Raw genomic sequence first — 18,271 nt, 5'->3', positions numbered from 1 at the left:
ATTGATCTAATTGAATGAGTTATAAGGTCGAAATTTGGTGGTTATTGCAGGCTTAACCAGAGTAAGGCATCGCCTTTTTCCTGTGGCGTGCAGTCGCGTTTAAAGGTCCAGTTACAGTTACGGGTAAACCATTTCTCGATTTTGGCTGAGTCGGTTAACCGATCTGCGGTAATCGACGGCGCCATTGGGTCAATGGGTTTACGGGTGTTTTGGTGCATCCCCATGTCGGTGACTTTGGCGGTATGGCAACTGGCGCAGCTACGACCGTCCATGTCCTGTAACCAAAGCTTTTGTCCTGCGGCTGCGGTAAAGGGTCCAGCGCCTTGGGCTTGATAACTTTGCAGCTGCGTGCCAATACGCTCGGCGCTCAGTGGCAGGCTTTGCACTTTACTGTTGGCGGCGCTAACGCTGAGGCTAGTCAGCAGCAAGGTGGAAATCGCGACGATAGCAAGGCGACTTTTATTCGTGTGTCTGGTGAAACTGTTCATAGGGCATTCCTTTTGGGCTGGATGTCTTGTTGCTAAGCAAAATGGCTAATGGATTAATCTTCTTGTTCCACTGGGCGTTGTTTCTTGCCCGTGACCATGGCTCTGACTAAGTTTTCTTTGTGTAGCAGGCTGCTGACGATGACGCCGCCAACATGGATGACCACAAGGAACACTGTGAAGTTGGCAAAGAATTCATGGACTTCTTTTATGGCGCCTTCGGGCCAAGTGGCGAAAAAGCTTGTGGCTAATGGGCCGTGTCCGTCGGTGGCGTACAGTGCCATGCCTGAGAATCCCGTGATGGCGATGCTGGCAATCAAGGCCACTATCATCATTGCTCCAGCGGGGTTATGGCCTATGTAGTCTTTGGCTTTGCCTGTGATGAGCCCTTTGAGGTACACCAGCACTTCTTTAGGGCGAGTGATAAAGTTGCTAAAGCGCGCATAGTGGGTACCAATCACGCCCCACAGCAGACGAAACACCAGTAAAATTAAGACGCTGTAACCTGCGTAACTGTGGATGGTCATCCACTCGTCTTCGCCTTCAGTGAGGTAGGCTAAGGTGAAAAAGCCGACGAGAGACCAATGGAATATGCGGATCAACAGGTCCCAGACTTTGATGGTTTGCAGTGTGTTTGATGACATGGTGTGACGCTCCTAAGTGGGTTTAGGTGTAGGCTACTTAACCCAAACTTAAACCTCGCTTAAATTTTGAGGGGCGAACATTTATCGAATTGGTGGGGGTGAGTGGTGCGCTTGCTTGGGTGGTGAGCCTTAAATGTCAACGAAAACTCACTTGTTAACCTATTGGTATTACGGTAAATTCTGCCATCTCAACCGAGTGAAGGGATTAACTTATTTATGTCTACCGCCGTTATTCGCGCTTTCATCAGCCGCAATCCGAGTCGTAAATCCTTTTGTATTTATGCCGTTTTATTATTTTTGACCGAAGTCTTAATCGCCTTATATGCACCTGCGGGTTTTATTCGTGGTTTTGTGGGCGATGTATTGGTGGTGATCTTACTGTTTTGCATGGTGCGGGCTGTCGTTCCGGTTGCCAGCCCAGTAGAAAAGCCCCTAGCACAAAACACAGACGAGGGTATTAAACGCTTTTTTCAAACTCCTTGGCTGGCGTTTGCGGTATTGCTGTTTGCCTTTGCTATCGAGTTTGGTCAGTATTGGGGTTTAGTCGACAAGCTAGGCTTGGGCGGAAATCGCTTGGCGCGAATAGTGATAGGTAGCCATTTTGATCCACTCGATCTCGTGGCGTATTTTGTCGGTTACTTGATCTTAGTGGGCTGTTATTGGAAAAGCCGCCAGTCCTAGTATTTGAATCCGCAAGAGCCGCGTGACGTGTGTTTTCGCGGATAAGTAGGCGAGATAGGTAGACGAGATAAGTGGGGTAAGGGATGCAGCCGATAACGGGGTTTTCACTGCTAACAGAGCATGCCGATGGGTTTGAGCCTAATCCACTGAAAATGCCTCTGTATTTCAATGGTCAACCTACTCATACCTTTATTGCTGGCTTAGTGATTGAAGGCCAATATCACTGCGTTTTATCCAATAAAACCTTGGGGTATTTGGTCATCACTTCTTTCGATTGTCCCTTCGAAGAATCGACCGAGTTTAGTCTGCTTGATGAAGGGTTTAAGCTCATTGCGACAACCTCTTTGGCGCAAATGTACGATTCTTTTCTGCTTTATGCCCATTGGCCTATGACAGATAACCGACTGAGGTTGTACTATTACGGTCAGTTTGTGCTGGATTTAGTGATGACAACGGGCAGTTCTTGGTTACCTTTTCAGCCAAAACTTAAACTGGTTGAAGTTGTCGATCCCCAAAGCGATCCACAAACAGCCTCCTCTCTTGCTGAATTAGCCCAGCGTTTAGCGCGGATTGATAATATAAACTGAGTGAGGTTTGAATTAAATTCAGTTAAAAAAGAAAGGGCTATTCGCCCTTTCATGTTTATCACTTGTATCGATTACTCATGCGGAAAGTGTTATAAGCTTGCTTGCAAAGACGTTTAAAAACCTAAATAAAAGCTTCCTCACATCAGCTTGTTTGAGCCCCAAAACCTTAGAAGAAACCTAAAGGATTCACATCGTAACTCACCAAGAGATTCTTGGTATTTTGATAATGGTTGAGCATCATCTTATGGGTTTCGCGGCCAATGCCGGATTTTTTGTAACCACCAAAGGCGGCATGGGCAGGATAGGCGTGGTAACAGTTAATCCACACTCGACCAGCTTGAATGCCACGCCCCATACGTTGAGCCGTGTTCATATCACGTGTCCACACGCCAGCACCTAGGCCGTACTCAGTATCGTTCGCGATCGCTAAGGCTTCGGCTTCATCTTTAAAAGTGGTGACCGAAATGACGGGGCCGAAGATCTCTTCTTGGAAGATACGCATCTTATTGTGGCCTTTCATAATCGTCGGGCTGATATAATAACCTTCGCTTTGACCGCCATCGAGTTGGCAAAGTGTGCCGCCCAATAGTACTTCTGCACCTTCAGCCTTACCTATGGCTAAGTAACTTAAGATTTTATCGAATTGCTCTTTAGAGGCTTGAGCGCCGACTTGAGTGTCGGTATCTAAGGGATCGCCTTGCTTAATGGTTTGCGCACGGGCGAGCACTTTTTCGATAAAGCGATCAAAAATCGATTCTTGGACTAGCACCCGAGATGGGCAAGTACAGACTTCACCTTGGTTAAAGAAGGCCAGCAACATACCTTCGACGGCTTTATTTAAATATTCGTCCTCATGGTCCATCACATCGGCAAAAAACACGTTAGGCGACTTACCGCCAAGCTCAACGGTCGATGGAATTAAGGATTCGGCGGCGCATTTTAAAATGTGATAGCCAATTTCGGTGGAGCCCGTAAAGGCCAATTTAGCGATGCGTTTGCTGGTGGCCAGTGCTTGTCCCGCTTCGGCACCAAAGCCGTTGACTACGTTAAGAATACCCGCGGGTAATAGGTCTTCAATCAGTTCGAGCAAGACCAGAATCGATACCGGCGTCTGCTCCGCAGGCTTGAGTACTACACAGTTACCCGCCGCTAGCGCAGGGGCGATTTTCCATGCCGCCATCAAGAGTGGGAAGTTCCAAGGAATGATCTGGCCGACCACGCCTAAAGGCTCTGGGAAGTGATAACTGACTGTGTTGCCATCGATATCGGCGGCACTGCCTTCCTGCGCGCGGATACAACCGGCAAAGTAGCGGAAGTGATCGACGAATAAGGGCAAGTCGGCATTTAAGGTTTCACGCACCGCTTTACCGTTTTCCCAGGTTTCGGCAACGGCTAAGTATTCGAGATTTTGCTCGACGCGATCGGCAATGCGCAGTAACAGGTTTGAGCGCTCGGTGACTGAGGTTTTACCCCAAGCGTCTTTGGCTGCGTGGGCAGCATCTAATGCTAATTCAATATCTTGGGCGTCGGAGCGTGGGATTTGGCAAAAATTTTGGCCATTCACGGGTGAGCGATTGTCGAAGTATTTGCCATTGACTGGGGCGACCCATTTTCCGCCGATAAAGTTGGCGTATTTTTCTTTGAAGTTAACGATTGCGCCTGCGGTTCCGGGTTGAGCATAAATCATAGAATCATTCCTTCTTGTGGATGGCATGCTGGGCGTTGGCGATTTTTACGCTCTTGGCTTCAGCAAGGGAGTCTTGTTGATGCATCTCTGCTGGATGCCTTTTTAAATATTTTTCGTTTTGCTTTAAGCCAATCCTATTGATTGGCTTAGTGTTCTCTTATGCAACACCTGAGGCTTGCATACCAAGGGTGCATCGCAAGGAGAGTGCCAAACTGGCAGGAGTTGTACACTTGTTGTGCTAACAGTATGATGAAAAGCTAATTTTGCAGATTTGAATAAGTATGGGTACTCAGGGAGAGAAGTGTGTCCTGTGGTTACTTTGTCATTGAGTGGCACACAGCAATTGTGCCGAAACGGAACACAGCTCTGGGGAGCACGGCTATGGCAGTTAAACCGCATTTACCATCGACACAAGCGTGGTTGGCCGATTCATGGCAGCGCAGCATTGGCGCTGGCTTGTCAGAATTTCAGTTACCCCAAGATCTTAGGCTCGATGCCTGCGAACTAAAGCAGAAACATGAGCAATATCAAATGCTCATCACATTAGTGCAATCCCATGCCTTGCCTTTGTTTAATCAGTTGATGGCGCATTCTAATAGCCGACTCCTGCTCTCCGATGCCGAGGGTTATGTACTTAGGCATTGGGGCGTGAGCCGTTACTCCACAAAACTGGCGGATGTAGCTCTGGATATTGGGGTGAATTGGCTTGAGCAGCATAAGGGCACTAATGCGATAGGGACGGCGCTTACGGCCAAACAAGCGGTATCCGTGGTGGGTGAGCAGCATTTTATTCGCCAGAACCGTTTTATGAGTTGCACTGCTTGCCCGATATTTTCCCCCCAAGGTGAGATGCTCGGGGTGATTGATATCACCAGCGAGCAGCAAAGGCACACCCAGCAGACGCTGATGTTAGTGTCCAGTTTGGCGCAGCAGGTCGAGACCGCGCTTTTGTGCCATCTGCCCGATAGTCATTATCGAATCGATTTAGCAGCGCAGCCAAACCTGTTGAATTCGGGTTGGCAGGGCATAGTGATTGCCGATAGCGATGGTCGCATCGTGGGTTGTAATCCCATGGCGAAACAATTGCTTAATCATGCCAAGGTAGGCGATGCCGTCGAGCAGTACTTAGGTGATAATTGGAGCCGTGCGGGTGGCTTTAATCAGCATTTAGACTTACATCTACAGACTCAATCCTTAAATATTCCTAGCATCAAGAGTCGGGTGGCGATGAGCAATAAATCGCTCACTCAACTGGGCGTGCGGTTTCGCGATCCTCAACTTGAGCGCGCATGGCAACATGCCAATAAGGTGATCACTAAACAAATTCCGCTGTTAGTGCTTGGTGAAACCGGCGTCGGTAAAGAGCAGTTTGTTAAAAAGCTCCATGCCCAGAGTGCGCGTCGCACCAAGCCTTTAGTGGCAGTGAACTGCGCCGCATTGCCCGCTGAATTAGTCGAATCAGAACTTTTTGGTTATCAGGCAGGCGCTTTTACTGGGGCGAACCGCACTGGATTTATCGGCAAAATTCGCCAAGCCCACGGCGGTTTTTTGTTTTTAGATGAGATTGGTGAAATGCCGCTGGCGGCCCAGAGTCGTTTACTCAGAGTATTGCAAGAGCGCGAAGTGGTACCCGTTGGCAGTAATCAAAGTTTTAAAGTCGACATCCAAATCATTGCCGCGACCCATATGGATTTAGAGCAACAAGTGGCGCAGGGGCTGTTTCGGCAGGATTTATTCTATCGATTAAATGGTCTGCAGGTACGTTTACCAGCGCTGCGTGAGCGGCAGGATATCGAGCGCATTATCCATAAATTGCATCGTAAACATCGTATCGCCGCGCAGGATATCTGCCCAGAACTGTTAGGGAAAATGATGCAATACGACTGGCCGGGGAATTTGCGTGAGCTGGATAACCTCATGCAAGTCGCTTGCTTGATGGCAGAAGGAGACAATACCCTCAATTGGCAACATTTACCCGATTATCTGGCGGCCAGACTCACATGCGAGCCATTAAAAGGAGACCTGTTACAAGCTGCATCTTTATGTGATGAATTTAAAGAGGTAAGCCGTCAACGTTCTGCATCACCCCTGCTAAGTGGTAAGTTCGCTGTGGAGCCGAATGTCACAAAGGTTCAATCGGATTCCCTAAATGAAGCGATTTATAGCAATGTGTTGCAGGCATACCAAGCCTGTAATGGCAATGTGAGCCAATGCGCTAAGCGTTTAGGGATCAGCCGTAATGCCTTGTACCGGCGATTAAAACAGATGGGGCTTAAGGATTAATATTAGCTTACGGCTCTTGTTACGAAGCTCAATCAATCGCCAAATATCTCTTAATCACCCACGTTTATCCACTTCGCAATAGACTAAAACCGAGAGGTTTTAGTCCACAATCTTTAGCTTCAGTATCTGACAATGTGACTTTTTGTTGTTGCCAATTTATGTCTAATAGGTTTTATTGATTCGTATAATCGATAAAGATCGTTTCTTCTAATTACAAATTCAGAACTATACTGCGGGCAGGCAGAAAAGAGCTTGGCGTTATGCATAGAAGAGGAACTGTTATGCATCTTACTAAAAGCCTTTTAATTATTTCTATGGGTCTGACATTGAATGTACAGGCTCAAACTTTACCAACAAATACCCTGACACGTGACAATGGTGCACCTGTGGGTGATAACCAAAACTCGACCACCGCGGGCAGTAATGGCAGCGTGTTATTGCAAGATGTACAGCTTATCCAGAAGCTACAACGCTTTGCCCGTGAACGTATTCCTGAGCGTGTCGTCCACGCCAGAGGCACTGGTGTACATGGTGAGTTTGTATCGAGTGGCGATTTTAGTAACCTAACCCAAGCGGCACCCTTTGCACAAAAAGGTAAAGTGACGCCCGTATTTGTGCGCTTTTCTACCGTGATCCACTCGAAAGGTTCGCCAGAAACGCTGCGTGATCCCCGAGGGTTTGCGACCAAATTTTATTCGGACCAAGGTAACTGGGACTTAGTGGGTAATAACTTACCCGTATTCTTCATTCGCGATGCGATCAAGTTTCCTGACATGGTGCATTCACTCAAACCATCGCCAGTGACCAATATGCAAGATCCGAATCGTTTCTTCGATTTTTTCAGTCACGAAGCGGGTTCAACCCATATGTTGACTCAGGTTTACAGTAACTTAGGTGTACCTGCCAGTTATCGTGAAATGGACGGTTTCGGTGTGCATGCGTACAAATTTGTGAATCGAGATAACCAAGTTAAATACGTGAAATTTAACTGGAAGAGTCTGCAAGGTGTTAAAGGCTTACGTCCCGATGAAGTGGTTAAAGTCCAAGGGCAAAACTTTAACCATTTAACTGATGATCTTTATAGTGAGATCAACAAGGGTAACTATCCTAAGTGGGATCTGTACGTTCAATTACTCGACCCGACTGAGCTTAATAAGTTTGATTACAACCCGTTAGATGCCACTAAGGTGTGGCTAGATGTGCCAGAACAAAAAGTGGGCACTATGACGCTGAACCGCATGCCTGCAAACTTCTTCCAAGAGACTGAGCAAGCGGCATTTGCGCCATCGAATTTGATCCCAGGGATTGAGCCTTCGGAAGACAGATTACTGCAAGGCCGCATGTTCTCCTACGCCGATACTCAGCTGTATCGACTCGGCGCGAATTTGTCGCAATTGCCGATTAATAAACCCTTAGTGGCGGTGGCAAACCACAACCAAGAAGGTGCGGGCAATATGGGGCATACCCAGTCCGATGTGAACTATCAACCGAGCGTACATTTAGCCTTGGCCGAAGATAATCGTTATCGTGCGGTAACAACTGCGCTGACGGGGACTGTGCAACAGACGGCTATTAGCAAGCAGGATAACTTTAGCCAAGCGGGCGTCTTTTATCGCAGCTTGAGCAAGCAAGATAGAGCAGATCTGATCACTAACTTGGCCGGTGACTTAGGCAAAGTGAACGATACCAATGTGAAACATCAGATGCTCAGTCACTTTTATCGTGCAGACCCAGAGTTTGGTGAGCGTTTAACCAAGGCCGTAAAGGGTGATCTGGCTGACGTTAAACAGCGTTCAATCTGATGTTGTTATTTTTTAGGACTGTTTTGGTCGCAGAGATTTGCGCGTTAACAGTCCGAACCCAGTAAGTCCCGCAAGACGTAAACAAGCTCTTTTCTGCCCAGTTTAAGAGGGCGTCTTGCGGGCATTTCGTCACATCTTATTGTTTAAATCTCTATTTTAGCTGTGCTGGGAGCCATTGATGAAACACACTATTGCTATCTTATTATTGATTATTGTGGCCCTGAGTATGTCGGTGGCAATGGGGGCAGGTTCGGCTCAGACACCCGCAACTGTGAGTCAAACGGACGAGCCCGATACCGCACAAGTACAATTGCTGGTGGACTATTTTTTTGCAGCAGCGCGTACCGGCGATATCACAGTGCTTGAGCATTTTCTCGATGCGGGCTTCCCTATTGATCAGAGAAATAGTCAAACCTATACCGCGCTAATGGTGGCGGCTTATAACGGCCAAGAGGCTGTAACGGATTTATTGCTTGAGCATGGTGCTAATGCTTGTTTGCAAGATAAGCGTGGTAATACGGCAATGATGGGCGCTGTGATTAAGGCCGAATTCAATATCGTAAAGCGGCTATACGCGAAAGAATGCGATGCGAGCCTAACGAATAATGCCGGAATGACCTTGACTGAGTTTGCCCGCTACTGGGGTCAAAGTGGCGCTTTACAGCAGGCGAGTTTAAAGCAATAAAGACGCTAGATCTTGCCATCTCTTGCGCTCGATCACTCTGGGTCATTATCTTTAATCTGTTTAGATCTCAGCATTTACTATTAGCAATAAGTCTGCTTGTTAATGATGTCTATGCCTTTTATGGTAACTTTTTGAATATCGTTTAATACGGTTTGGCCTTCGGAGAGCGATTTATGTTTGATGCCTTACTACTGACGCAAGAAGATAAACGTACGTTTGCTCAAGTTTCACAAATCACAGACGCTGATTTACCAGAAGGGGAAGTCTTGGTTGATGTCGCCTATTCCTCGCTGAATTATAAAGATGGTTTAGCTGTGACGGGTGCTGGCAAAATCATTCGCCAGTTTCCTATGGTACCAGGCATCGATTTTGCGGGCGTGGTGCGCGAATCGACGGATGCAAGATACCAAGTTGGCGATCAGGTGATTTTGACGGGCTGGGGCGTGGGCGAAAACCACTGGGGTGGTATGGCGCAAAAAGCGCGAGTTAAAGCCGACTGGCTGGTGCCCATGCCGCAAGGTTGTGATGCCGCTAAATCCATGATGATAGGCACGGCTGGGCTTACGGCTATGTTGTGCGTGCAAGCGCTGCAACAGGCTGGGATAACACCGCAAAGTGGGGATATTCTTGTCACAGGTGCCAGTGGTGGTGTGGGTTCTGTGGCGGTAACTTTGCTCGCCAATGCTGGCTATCGTGTGGTCGCCTGCAGTGGTCGAGTTGAACAGAATGCGCCTTTATTGAAGGAGCTTGGTGCTGCAGAAGTGATTGATCGCAGTGAGCTTGAACAAGATGCTAAGCCGCTTGAGGCGCAGCTCTGGGCGGGTGTGGTCGATACCGTTGGCAACAAGATCCTTGCCAAAGCATTAGCGCAAATGCAGTACGGTGGCGCCGCCGCTATCTGTGGTTTAGCGGGAGGTTTTGCATTACCAACAACCGTTATGCCGTTTATTTTACGGGGTGTGAGCCTACTGGGAATCGACTCCGTTTCTTGTCCATTCGAGAAACGAAAAGCGGCGTGGGAAGCTGTGATTAAAGCACTACCCGAACATTTTTATCAGCAAGCTTGCCAGCAGATATCATTGGCAGAGGTGCCTGATTTCGCGAATAAAATTATCCAAGGTCAAGTTACCGGACGTGTATTAGTTAAGCTATAATCTCGTTTTCTACGTTTTAACACAATGGCAACACTGAGGTGTTGCCAATTACGATTAATTAGTTCAGCCTCCTGTACTGGTTCTTCATATCGGCTATTTCGGCAGTGTAATCGTCACTTTAAGGCCCGTTGGTATACGGTTCTCGGCTTTAATCTTACCTTTGTGGGCGGTAATCGCCGCTTCAGTGATTGCCAGCCCAAGTCCCCAGCCGCCGCTTTCTCTTTGTCGTGCCGAGTCGGGGCGGTAGAAAGGTTTAAAAATGGCATCGAGTTCGGCGGCATCTATGCCTGGACCATCGTCTTTTATGGTAACTTGTACTTGATCAGCTGTCGCACTCGCCTGTAGGTGTATGTCGCTTGCGGCATAACGGATCGCGTTACGCAGCAGGTTTTCAATCGCGCGGGAAAGTGATTTAGGAAAATGCGCTAACTCAATTTCTTCATCGATATCGATAGTAATGCTTTTACCTTGCTGTTCTGCTTCAAATTCCGCATCGTCTAAAACTTGGCTCAGGGATTCTGCCAAGCCTAAATGTACCTTAGTTTCGTTAGTGCTGAGCTTGACCCGCGAGAGCTCTAACAATTCACTGATAAGCTTTTCGAGTTGCTCAGCTTCATAACCTATGCGTTCCGTTTCGGTGGTCTGCTGACCTTTTTTACGGGCGAGGGCTAGGGATAACTGTAGCCGCGTCAATGGGGTGCGTAGTTCATGGGAAATATCCCCCATGAGCCGCTGCTGATTATTAACCATAGCTTCGATGGAGTCGGCCATGCTGTTAAAAGCCGTGGCGAGCTGACCAATTTCATCGTTGCGCTGAGTGGTGGACTTATCGACTCGGTGACTTAAGTCACCCTCAGCGAGGGCATTAGCACTCTTTTTAAGTGAATTTAATGCCTTACCTAAATGCCACGCGAGCAAGCCACATAATAATCCCGAAAGGAAAATCGCCAGACTTAAGGTTAATAACTTATTTTCGGCGAAGAAAAAGAACCAAGGCCGTGGATGGTTATCCGGTAGGCGGCCATAAAGTGAATAGGTTTCAGCGCCCAGATTAAATTGATAGGGACCAAACACCAGCTCATCTTTAAACTGATGGCTAATTGGTTGTTTTTCTTCATCTGCCATCAGCATAAAGCTACGTACACCGCGACTCACCCTGTGGGTGTTGATCACTTGGCCCTGGCTGTTGACGAGATAAACTCGTAGTGGCTTGCCTTCCATGTCTCGATGTCTTTCCCAGCGACGAAGAAAATCGGATTCTAGTAAGGCGGGGTTTTCTTGAATGCGCTTAGCTATAGTCGATAGGACTTTTTCAAGGTGAGGTGGCAGTGGCGCACGGTCGTGATTTTGTTGCAGCAATGGTAACAGACCCACTAAGGCAATGATTAACGAGCTGCAAAGCCAAAATCCGAGCAATAATTTGATAAATAAACGATTAGGCACAGTCGATACCGCCGTTATGGAAGCCAAATATAACCTTTGCCACGGATGGTTTTCACCCTTGGCCGACCATCGCTACGCTCGGGGAGTTTTTTACGTAGATTCGATAAATGCATGTCTAAGCTGCGATCGAAGGGCATGAGTTTTTTGCCGAGCACTTTCTCGTTTAACTCTTCCTTGTTCATCAACTCTCCAGCGTGCAGTGCTAGGGTGTGCAGCAGAGTGAATTCAGTGCCTGTGAGTATGATTAATTGTTCATTACAGTAAGCTTCTTGGCGCGATGGATCTAAGCGTAGATCGCCAAACTCTTGGGCGGGCGCGGCATGGATTTCTTGGGTTGTTAAGTTCGAACGACGAATAATGGCGCGGATACGGGCGATTAACTCTCTGTCATTAAACGGCTTTGGCAGATAATCATCGGCGCCGATTTCAAGCCCAACTACGCGATCGATTTCATCGCCGCGAGCGGTCAGCATTAATACTGGGGTTTGTTTATGTTGGCGCAGTGCGCGTAGCACTTCAAAACCGTTTAATTTAGGTAGCATGACATCGAGTAGGATCAGATCGTAATCTGCGGTCAGTGCCAGATCTAAACCTTGTTTACCGTCGTAGGCCAAGGTTAATTGAAACCCTTCTAACTCGAGCAGTTGCCCTAGTAGCTCAGATAACCCCAGATCGTCATCGATTAATAATATCCGACTCATACTGTTCCTTAATCTCTGTAATGTGGCCTCATGTGCCTGTTTATCATAGACACTTTTAGCGCTTTGGCTGAGTATACCTGTTTTGATGTCAATTGCTGTGTAGCAATGTAAGCCAAAGTAAAGAATAGAGTTATTGCCGCAACTTTACAGTGATTTACTCAGGCAACGCCCTCACTTACATATAGGGGTTTAGACTGGAAGGGTCGAAAGTGATTCGGCTTAAAAGGGTCGTCACTGTGTCTTATTACTTGCCATATTAAAGTTGAACCATCGAGGTTAACACTATGAAAACATTATCACCTTTGAAAGCGAGCCTGTTTGCCATTCTAGCGAGTTCTGCGGTTTTCGCGACGGCAGTTAATGCTGCACCTAAGGATGCTGGCTGCGACTTCTCTAAATCTGAATTCCATAAAGGCGACCGCATGGAACATGGCGGCCGACATATGGACCACGGTGGCATGCATCGTATGTTTGAAGGGCTCGATTTAACGGATGCCCAGAAAGCTGACGTCAAAAAGTTGTTTGCCGATCAGAAAGCCACGCGCGCTGATAATCGTCCAACGAAAGAGGAACGTTTGGCACATCGCACTGAGATGCAGGCCTTAATTACCGCGCCTAGTTTTGATGAAACACAAGCAAAGGCACTGATGAGTGCGCAGCAAGAGCAGCGTCAAACTCAAGCCATTGAACGTATGAAGCTGCATAATCAAATATTTAATCTGCTGACACCAGAGCAGCAAGCTAAGTTTAAAGCGCGATTTGAAGCACAAGCTGGTAAAGAACCTCGCGGTTAAGCGTCTTAGCTGATATACAATAGGGTCATAGCTTCCCAAGATAGATCCCTTATGACTCAAACTTCCCAATACGATTTTTGGGTCAAACTGGCTAGCCGCGCTTCCGTGGCTACCGCTTTGATCCTTATTCTTATCAAGATGTTCGCTTGGCTTTATTCCGGCTCTGCCAGTATGTTGGCATCTTTGACGGATTCCTTTGCCGATGCTCTCGCTTCTATTATCAATTTTATTGCCATTCGTTACGCGCTTGTGCCGCCGGATCATGACCACAGATATGGCCATGGTAAGGCTGAGCCGTTAGCGTCTCTAGCGCAATCTGCCTTTATTATGGGCTCCGCATTTTTATTACTTTTCTATGGTGGCGAGCGTCTATTAACACCTGTTCCGGTTGAAAATGCCACCATAGGTGTAGTTGTTTCTATCATAGCGATTGTGATGACGTTAGCTTTAGTCATGTTGCAGAAACGCGCATTAGCGGCGACAAAAAGTACTGTGGTTGAAGCTGATTCGCTGCACTATAAATCAGATTTATTCCTTAATGGTGCGGTATTGTTGGCACTAGTATTAGCGCAATACGGTTGGTGGTGGGCTGACGGTTTATTTGCGGTAATGATTGCATTTTATATTGGTCATCAAGCCTTTGGCTTAGGTTATCGCTCAATTCAAGCCTTGTTAGACAGAGAGCTAGACGAAGAAACTCGCCAGCAAATCACGCAAATCGCGATGGAAGATCCACGGGTGCAAGGGCTGCATGATTTACGCACTCGTCAAGCAGGCAAAACTGTTTTTATTCAATTTCATTTAGAACTCGATGGCAATTTGAGTTTGAATGAAGCCCACAGTATTGCTGATACAACAGGGATAAGAGTCAAAGCCGCCTTCGAAGATGCTGAGGTGATTATTCACCAAGATCCGGTTAAACCTGATGTAAACGAAACATAAATTAAGGGCAAGCTATGGCATGGATGCAGAAGCAAAGTCACAGATGGGATCATTCCACTCGATTGATATGTTTGGATGTGAGAAGTCGTTCCCTCATCCGTTGGCTATATGCAAGTTTTATAGGATTGTTGCGGGTGCTAAGTTAAAATCGTTAGTTGTTTCAATTTAAAAAATAATACTTACAGTAAATGTGGTTTTGTTACATAACGAATAACGATAACTTCCATTTTCCGACTCAAGCTGAATCAATGCTGTATGATTTGTATTTTGATAATTTAAACCATGACACTTCTGAATTGCTTATTGTAATATCCGCGCCATCTAATACTTTCGTTAAATCATTAGGGAATTATGATGAATAAATTATCAATTGTTGCTATCTCTTTATTATCAGCATTAGCGGCCACTCAAGTCTCTGCAGCAACCGACACTACTGGATTTTATGTGGGTGGTGCATTAAATAGAGTCACAGCTGATGCTTTTGATGGTTCAGAAACCGGTACTGGTGTAGGCGTATACGGTGGCTATAACTTCAATGAGTGGTTTGGTTTAGAAGCTAACCTGTTTGCTACTGGTGACTTAGGCGATAAGGATGTTGATATTAGTGCAGGTGCATTAAGCTTCACACCTAAATTTACTGCACAAATTAATGATATTTTTTCTGCCTATGCCAAAGTGGGTATCGCATCTATGGCTGTGAATGTTGATGGCTATGGTTACGATGAAGACTTTACTGGTTTTGGTTGGACTTACGGTGTAGGCGTTAATGCCGCCGTAACAGAACACTTAAATATCCGTGTAAGCTATGATGTCACTACGGGCGATTTAGATGCAGACCGTAGCTATTTAGGATTAAAAGATATAGACACTGATATTAAGCAATTCGCTGTAGGTGTGCATTATCAATTCTAATTTTTTTAGATTTGGCATATTTAATTCATGCCAATGAAAATGAAATGAATTTCAAATTAAAAGGGATGTGAAGATATCCCTTTTTATTGTTTGATTATGAATAAGCTTGTATTGATATAACGAGTAGTAACGTTATTTTATCTACTCAATCCATCGACAGTTCTTTTAATTTCCGCGTTAAGGTATTTCGTCCCCAGCCTAAACGTTTCGCCGCTTCCTGTTTATGGCCTTGAGTATGGCGCAGCGCAGTTTCTAACAGTATGCGTTCGAATGCGGGCTGCACCTCAGTTAACAGATCGCTGTTTCCTTCCGAGAGTTTTTGGTCTATCCACTCAGTCAGTGCCGATTGCCAATCTTGGCTGCCTTTTGCCGTGTGGGTGACACTCACAGGGTCTTTCAGTAATTCTGGCGGTAAATCTTGGGGTAAAATTTCTTGCCCCGATGCCATTACGGTTAACCAACGACAGGTGTTTTCGAGTTGTCGGACATTACCGGGCCAAGGTAATTGGGAGAGTTTTACCGCAGTCTCCTTGGTCATGATCTTAGTTTCCACGCCAATTTCCTTTGCTGCAGAGGCGAGGAAATGGGTAGCGAGCTGGGGAATGTCCTCCCGTCTTTGTGATAGTGGCGGCAAGTGCACGCGGATCACGTTGAGGCGATGGAACAAGTCCTCTCTAAAGCCACCTTTTTGTACTAATAATTCAAGATCTTGGTGGGTCGCCGCTATGATACGCACATCGACTTGTACCGCATTATGACCTCCGACGCGGTAGAATTGGCCATCGGCGAGCACTCTGAGTAACCGTGTTTGTACGTCTAACGGCATATCGCCGATTTCATCTAAAAAGAGCGTGCCACCGTTTGCTTGTTCGAAGCGACCTTGGCGCACATTGGCTGCGCCAGTGAAGGCACCTTTTTCGTGGCCGAATAGCTCAGATTCGATTAAATCCTTAGGGATCGCAGCCATGTTCAGCGCGATAAACGGTTTATCTTTACGTGGGCTGTGTTTGTGTAACGCGCCAGCCACTAACTCTTTACCCGTCCCAGATTGGCCATTGATCAGCACGCTGATTGATGATCGTGAAAGCCTGCCTATGGCGCGAAACACTTCCTGCATCGCTGGCGCTTCACCTATGATTTCGGGTGTTTTGACTTGGGCTTCCTGCGCGGGTGCAGGGCTCTGTTCAGTGGCATGGGTAAGTGCGCGCTCAACCAGAGAGATAGCCTCATCGATGTCGAAGGGTTTAGGCAGATACTCAAATGCGCCCGCTTGATAGGCACTCACTGCACTGTCTAAGTCTGAGTGCGCTGTCATAATGATCACGGGAATATGGGGATAATGCACTTGCAATCGTTCGAGCAGGCTTAAACCATCCGTGCCGGGCATACGGATGTCTGACACTATCACGTGCGGTTGCGATATTTCTAATGCCTGCCACAGGGATTCGGCGGCGGCAAAGCTGGCGGTGCTGAGCTTAGCACCTTGCAGTGCCTTTTCGAGTACCCAGCGTATCGAGCTGTCATCGTCGAGGATCCACACTTGTTCACTAATTCGCATCTTGCTTCCTCATACGGTATGGGTAGGTACAGTCGAAATTATTTAGCGCTTAAAATTGGTAATGAAATGATAAATTCTGTGTGCCCAGCGCTGGAGAGGCAATCGATCCTTCCCGAGTGTAAACGGGCAATATTATGGGCAATCGAGAGGCCTAAACCTGAACCTTGCTCACGGCTTGTCACCATGGGATAAAATAATGTGTCCATTAGCTCAGGCGGTATACCGGGGCCGTTGTCGATAATCGATAGGGTTAACACTAGCTTGTGGCGCTGTGAACCTATGGTGACTTGGTGTTGAGTGCGAGTGCGGATCAAAATCTCGCCCCCCGTATGCTCAAGCGCCTGCACCGCATTTTGTAAAATGTTCAGCACAGCTTGCTGCATTTGGTCAGGATCCATCTCGATATCGGGAATGGATGGATCGTAATCCCGTTTGAGCTGAATGTTAGCGGGCAGCGCCATTTCAACTAACTTATAGACCTTTTGCACCACTTGATGGATGTTGTGCAGACTGTGCTGTGTCGGCCTTTGGGGGCCGAGCAGACGGTCCACTAAATTACGCAGCCGATCGGCCTGCTCTATGATGAGCGTAGTGAATTCCTTCAGCGCCGGATCATCCAGCTCCCGCGATAATAGCTGCGCCGCACCGCGAAGGCCGCCTAAAGGATTCTTGATTTCATGGGCTAAGTTGCGCACCAAAAACTGCGCCGCTTGTTGCTGTGCATCTTGACTCAGTTGCTGATGAATGCGTCTTTGTTGGTCGACTTGGCGCAGTTCGAGCAGGCTGAGCTCTGCCTCATCATCGAGGGGAATAAGGGTTAAATCAACGGTATGATGTTGGCCATCGAGCGTGACTAGTGCTGCCGTATTGACCGTTAAGCCTTGGCCGGCTGTTACTGCATCCATTAATAGCTTGGCGTCGACACCGAGGATTTGATAATGCTCAGGCAAAGTTTGTTCTACGAGTCTATGGCTACCAACACCTAATAATTGCTCTGCTGCTGCGTTGGCATAACAAGGCTTGAGATCCTTATCTATGACAAGTACAGCGGTAACTAAATGATTGAGCAGTGTCTCTTTATCCATCGACCGTTCCTAGAAATAGGGTTGCACCACTATGGTGCACCAATCTGGTGCAAGCTGCAACTTGTCTTCATCAAACGGTTTAGTCAGGAGGAGTTAAGCTAACTTCATGTATTTAAAGTTTTTATACTAACTTTTACTATACAAATAGTGACATTAACGCTTAGCTGCTTGATGAAGAAATATCTTTCTTGGTGAACTTGATGCAAAGACTTTGCCGTTTTGAGTCAAAGCGTCAACGACTAAGGTATGTTCACCTCGGTCGATGTTTTTGAGTTTGAAGGTACCGCCAATTTGCGGCTGACCTATGGGGTTGCCATCGAGCTTTAGGGCCATCAAATACTGACTTTTTAGCTCTGGGGTGATAGTCGCAACGACGTCGAAATCGCCATTGTTATCTCTGACGGTTTCCTCTTCGGTCGGAGAGGTAATATTGACTTGATATTGAATAGATTCAATTGCTTGATTTGAGCTGTTTAAGTCTGTTTTGGGCAGAGGAAGGGCAATTTGATTTAAGGTCTTATCTTTTAGCTCAACGACTTGGGCATTTGGCTGCGGCTCATCGGAGTAATGGACTTTGCCATCTTTATCGACCCATTTATAAACAGTCGCTTGCGCTAACATGCTAAATAGCACTAAGCCGATGAGTGTGAGTGAACGCATGCTAAAGTCCCTGTAGCCTTGAGATAGAGTTAATCAAGATTAGTCTCTTTTACATCAAAAATCATGGTGTTTGTTGCGCTAAGTGGTTAAGGACGTCACCACAGAGAAGGTATAAAGTCGACAGAAAATGTGGAGGCAGAAACAGGGGTTAGTTAAAGTGGGTTAAGC

17 protein-coding genes are annotated in these 18,271 nt (G+C 46.9%); 9 read left to right on the top strand and 8 right to left on the bottom strand.

Features of this window, described 5'->3' with window-relative positions; genetic code table 11:
• Window positions 1-41: 41 nt before the first annotated feature.
• Window positions 42-488, bottom strand: coding sequence for a DUF1924 domain-containing protein (locus L5M37_RS18210; protein ID WP_259524463.1), 447 nt, complete (start codon window positions 486-488; stop codon window positions 42-44).
• Between the two features lie 53 nt (window positions 489-541).
• On the bottom strand, window positions 542-1,129 hold the full coding sequence (locus L5M37_RS18205; protein ID WP_263169661.1) for a cytochrome b/b6 domain-containing protein: 588 nt from the start codon (window positions 1,127-1,129) through the stop codon (window positions 542-544).
• A 216-nt stretch (window positions 1,130-1,345) separates the two neighbouring features.
• Between L5M37_RS18205 and L5M37_RS18200 the strand changes: the two genes are divergently transcribed.
• Both L5M37_RS18200 and L5M37_RS18195 read left to right on the top strand, forming a co-directional pair.
• Window positions 1,346-1,810: a DUF2809 domain-containing protein gene (locus L5M37_RS18200; RefSeq protein WP_263201480.1), complete on the top strand. Its 465-nt coding sequence runs from the start codon at window positions 1,346-1,348 to the stop codon at window positions 1,808-1,810.
• Window positions 1,811-1,893: 83 nt separating this feature from the next.
• Window positions 1,894-2,397, top strand: coding sequence for a hypothetical protein (locus L5M37_RS18195; RefSeq protein ID WP_263201479.1), 504 nt, complete (start codon window positions 1,894-1,896; stop codon window positions 2,395-2,397).
• A 166-nt stretch (window positions 2,398-2,563) separates the two neighbouring features.
• Here L5M37_RS18195 and L5M37_RS18190 read toward each other — a convergent pair whose 3' ends face one another.
• A complete protein-coding gene (locus L5M37_RS18190; protein WP_263201478.1) occupies window positions 2,564-4,084 on the bottom strand; it encodes an aldehyde dehydrogenase family protein in 1,521 nt (506 codons plus the stop codon).
• A 381-nt stretch (window positions 4,085-4,465) separates the two neighbouring features.
• Here L5M37_RS18190 and L5M37_RS18185 point away from each other — a divergent pair, with 381 nt between their 5' ends.
• The 4 genes from L5M37_RS18185 (at window position 4,466) to L5M37_RS18170 (ending at window position 10,008) form a co-directional block, all read left to right on the top strand.
• On the top strand, window positions 4,466-6,367 hold the full coding sequence (locus L5M37_RS18185; protein WP_263201477.1) for a sigma-54-dependent Fis family transcriptional regulator: 1,902 nt from the start codon (window positions 4,466-4,468) through the stop codon (window positions 6,365-6,367).
• A 281-nt stretch (window positions 6,368-6,648) separates the two neighbouring features.
• Entirely contained in the window at window positions 6,649-8,169 is a 1,521-nt protein-coding gene (locus L5M37_RS18180; RefSeq protein ID WP_113941374.1) for a catalase, read from the top strand.
• A 178-nt stretch (window positions 8,170-8,347) separates the two neighbouring features.
• Window positions 8,348-8,854: an ankyrin repeat domain-containing protein gene (locus L5M37_RS18175; RefSeq protein WP_219254959.1), complete on the top strand. Its 507-nt coding sequence runs from the start codon at window positions 8,348-8,350 to the stop codon at window positions 8,852-8,854.
• A gap of 173 nt (window positions 8,855-9,027) precedes the next feature.
• Window positions 9,028-10,008, top strand: a complete 981-nt coding sequence (locus tag L5M37_RS18170; protein ID WP_263201476.1) for an MDR family oxidoreductase — start codon at window positions 9,028-9,030, stop codon at window positions 10,006-10,008.
• A 93-nt stretch (window positions 10,009-10,101) separates the two neighbouring features.
• On the opposite strand, the gene L5M37_RS18165 is transcribed toward L5M37_RS18170, so the two are convergent.
• Both L5M37_RS18165 and L5M37_RS18160 read right to left on the bottom strand, forming a co-directional pair.
• On the bottom strand, window positions 10,102-11,451 hold the full coding sequence (locus L5M37_RS18165; protein WP_263201525.1) for an ATP-binding protein: 1,350 nt from the start codon (window positions 11,449-11,451) through the stop codon (window positions 10,102-10,104).
• Window positions 11,452-11,465: 14 nt separating this feature from the next.
• Window positions 11,466-12,152, bottom strand: coding sequence for a response regulator (locus tag L5M37_RS18160; protein ID WP_105251061.1), 687 nt, complete (start codon window positions 12,150-12,152; stop codon window positions 11,466-11,468).
• Between the two features lie 284 nt (window positions 12,153-12,436).
• On the opposite strand from L5M37_RS18160, the gene L5M37_RS18155 reads away from it, so the two are divergent.
• The 3 genes from L5M37_RS18155 to L5M37_RS18145 all read left to right on the top strand — a co-directional run bounded on the left by L5M37_RS18155 (window position 12,437) and on the right by L5M37_RS18145 (window position 14,800).
• Window positions 12,437-12,946: a Spy/CpxP family protein refolding chaperone gene (locus L5M37_RS18155; protein ID WP_113941370.1), complete on the top strand. Its 510-nt coding sequence runs from the start codon at window positions 12,437-12,439 to the stop codon at window positions 12,944-12,946.
• 51 nt (window positions 12,947-12,997) lie between these two features.
• Window positions 12,998-13,888, top strand: a complete 891-nt coding sequence (locus L5M37_RS18150; RefSeq protein ID WP_212600228.1) for a cation diffusion facilitator family transporter — start codon at window positions 12,998-13,000, stop codon at window positions 13,886-13,888.
• Window positions 13,889-14,242: 354 nt separating this feature from the next.
• Window positions 14,243-14,800 carry a porin family protein gene (locus tag L5M37_RS18145; RefSeq protein ID WP_263201475.1) on the top strand — a complete coding sequence of 186 codons (558 nt, stop codon included), beginning with the start codon at window positions 14,243-14,245 and terminating at the stop codon, window positions 14,798-14,800.
• 145 nt (window positions 14,801-14,945) lie between these two features.
• Here the strand turns inward: L5M37_RS18145 and glnG are convergent, their stop codons facing one another.
• The 3 genes from glnG to L5M37_RS18130 all read right to left on the bottom strand — a co-directional run bounded on the left by glnG (window position 14,946) and on the right by L5M37_RS18130 (window position 18,103).
• On the bottom strand, window positions 14,946-16,358 hold the full coding sequence (gene glnG / locus L5M37_RS18140; RefSeq protein WP_006079736.1) for a nitrogen regulation protein NR(I): 1,413 nt from the start codon (window positions 16,356-16,358) through the stop codon (window positions 14,946-14,948).
• A gap of 38 nt (window positions 16,359-16,396) precedes the next feature.
• Window positions 16,397-17,443 (bottom strand): nitrogen regulation protein NR(II), encoded by a 1,047-nt coding sequence (gene glnL, locus L5M37_RS18135; RefSeq protein ID WP_105251067.1) that lies wholly within the window; start codon window positions 17,441-17,443, stop codon window positions 16,397-16,399.
• Between the two features lie 153 nt (window positions 17,444-17,596).
• Window positions 17,597-18,103 carry a DUF4124 domain-containing protein gene (locus L5M37_RS18130; protein WP_263174538.1) on the bottom strand — a complete coding sequence of 169 codons (507 nt, stop codon included), beginning with the start codon at window positions 18,101-18,103 and terminating at the stop codon, window positions 17,597-17,599.
• Window positions 18,104-18,271 lie beyond the last annotated feature (168 nt).

The organism is Shewanella sp. SM69 (assembly GCF_025653985.1).
In the GTDB taxonomy this organism is placed as follows: domain Bacteria; phylum Pseudomonadota; class Gammaproteobacteria; order Enterobacterales; family Shewanellaceae; genus Shewanella; species Shewanella oncorhynchi.
The sequence above is the reverse complement of the archived record's forward strand: the minus strand, read 5'-3'. Positions and strand labels throughout refer to the sequence as shown.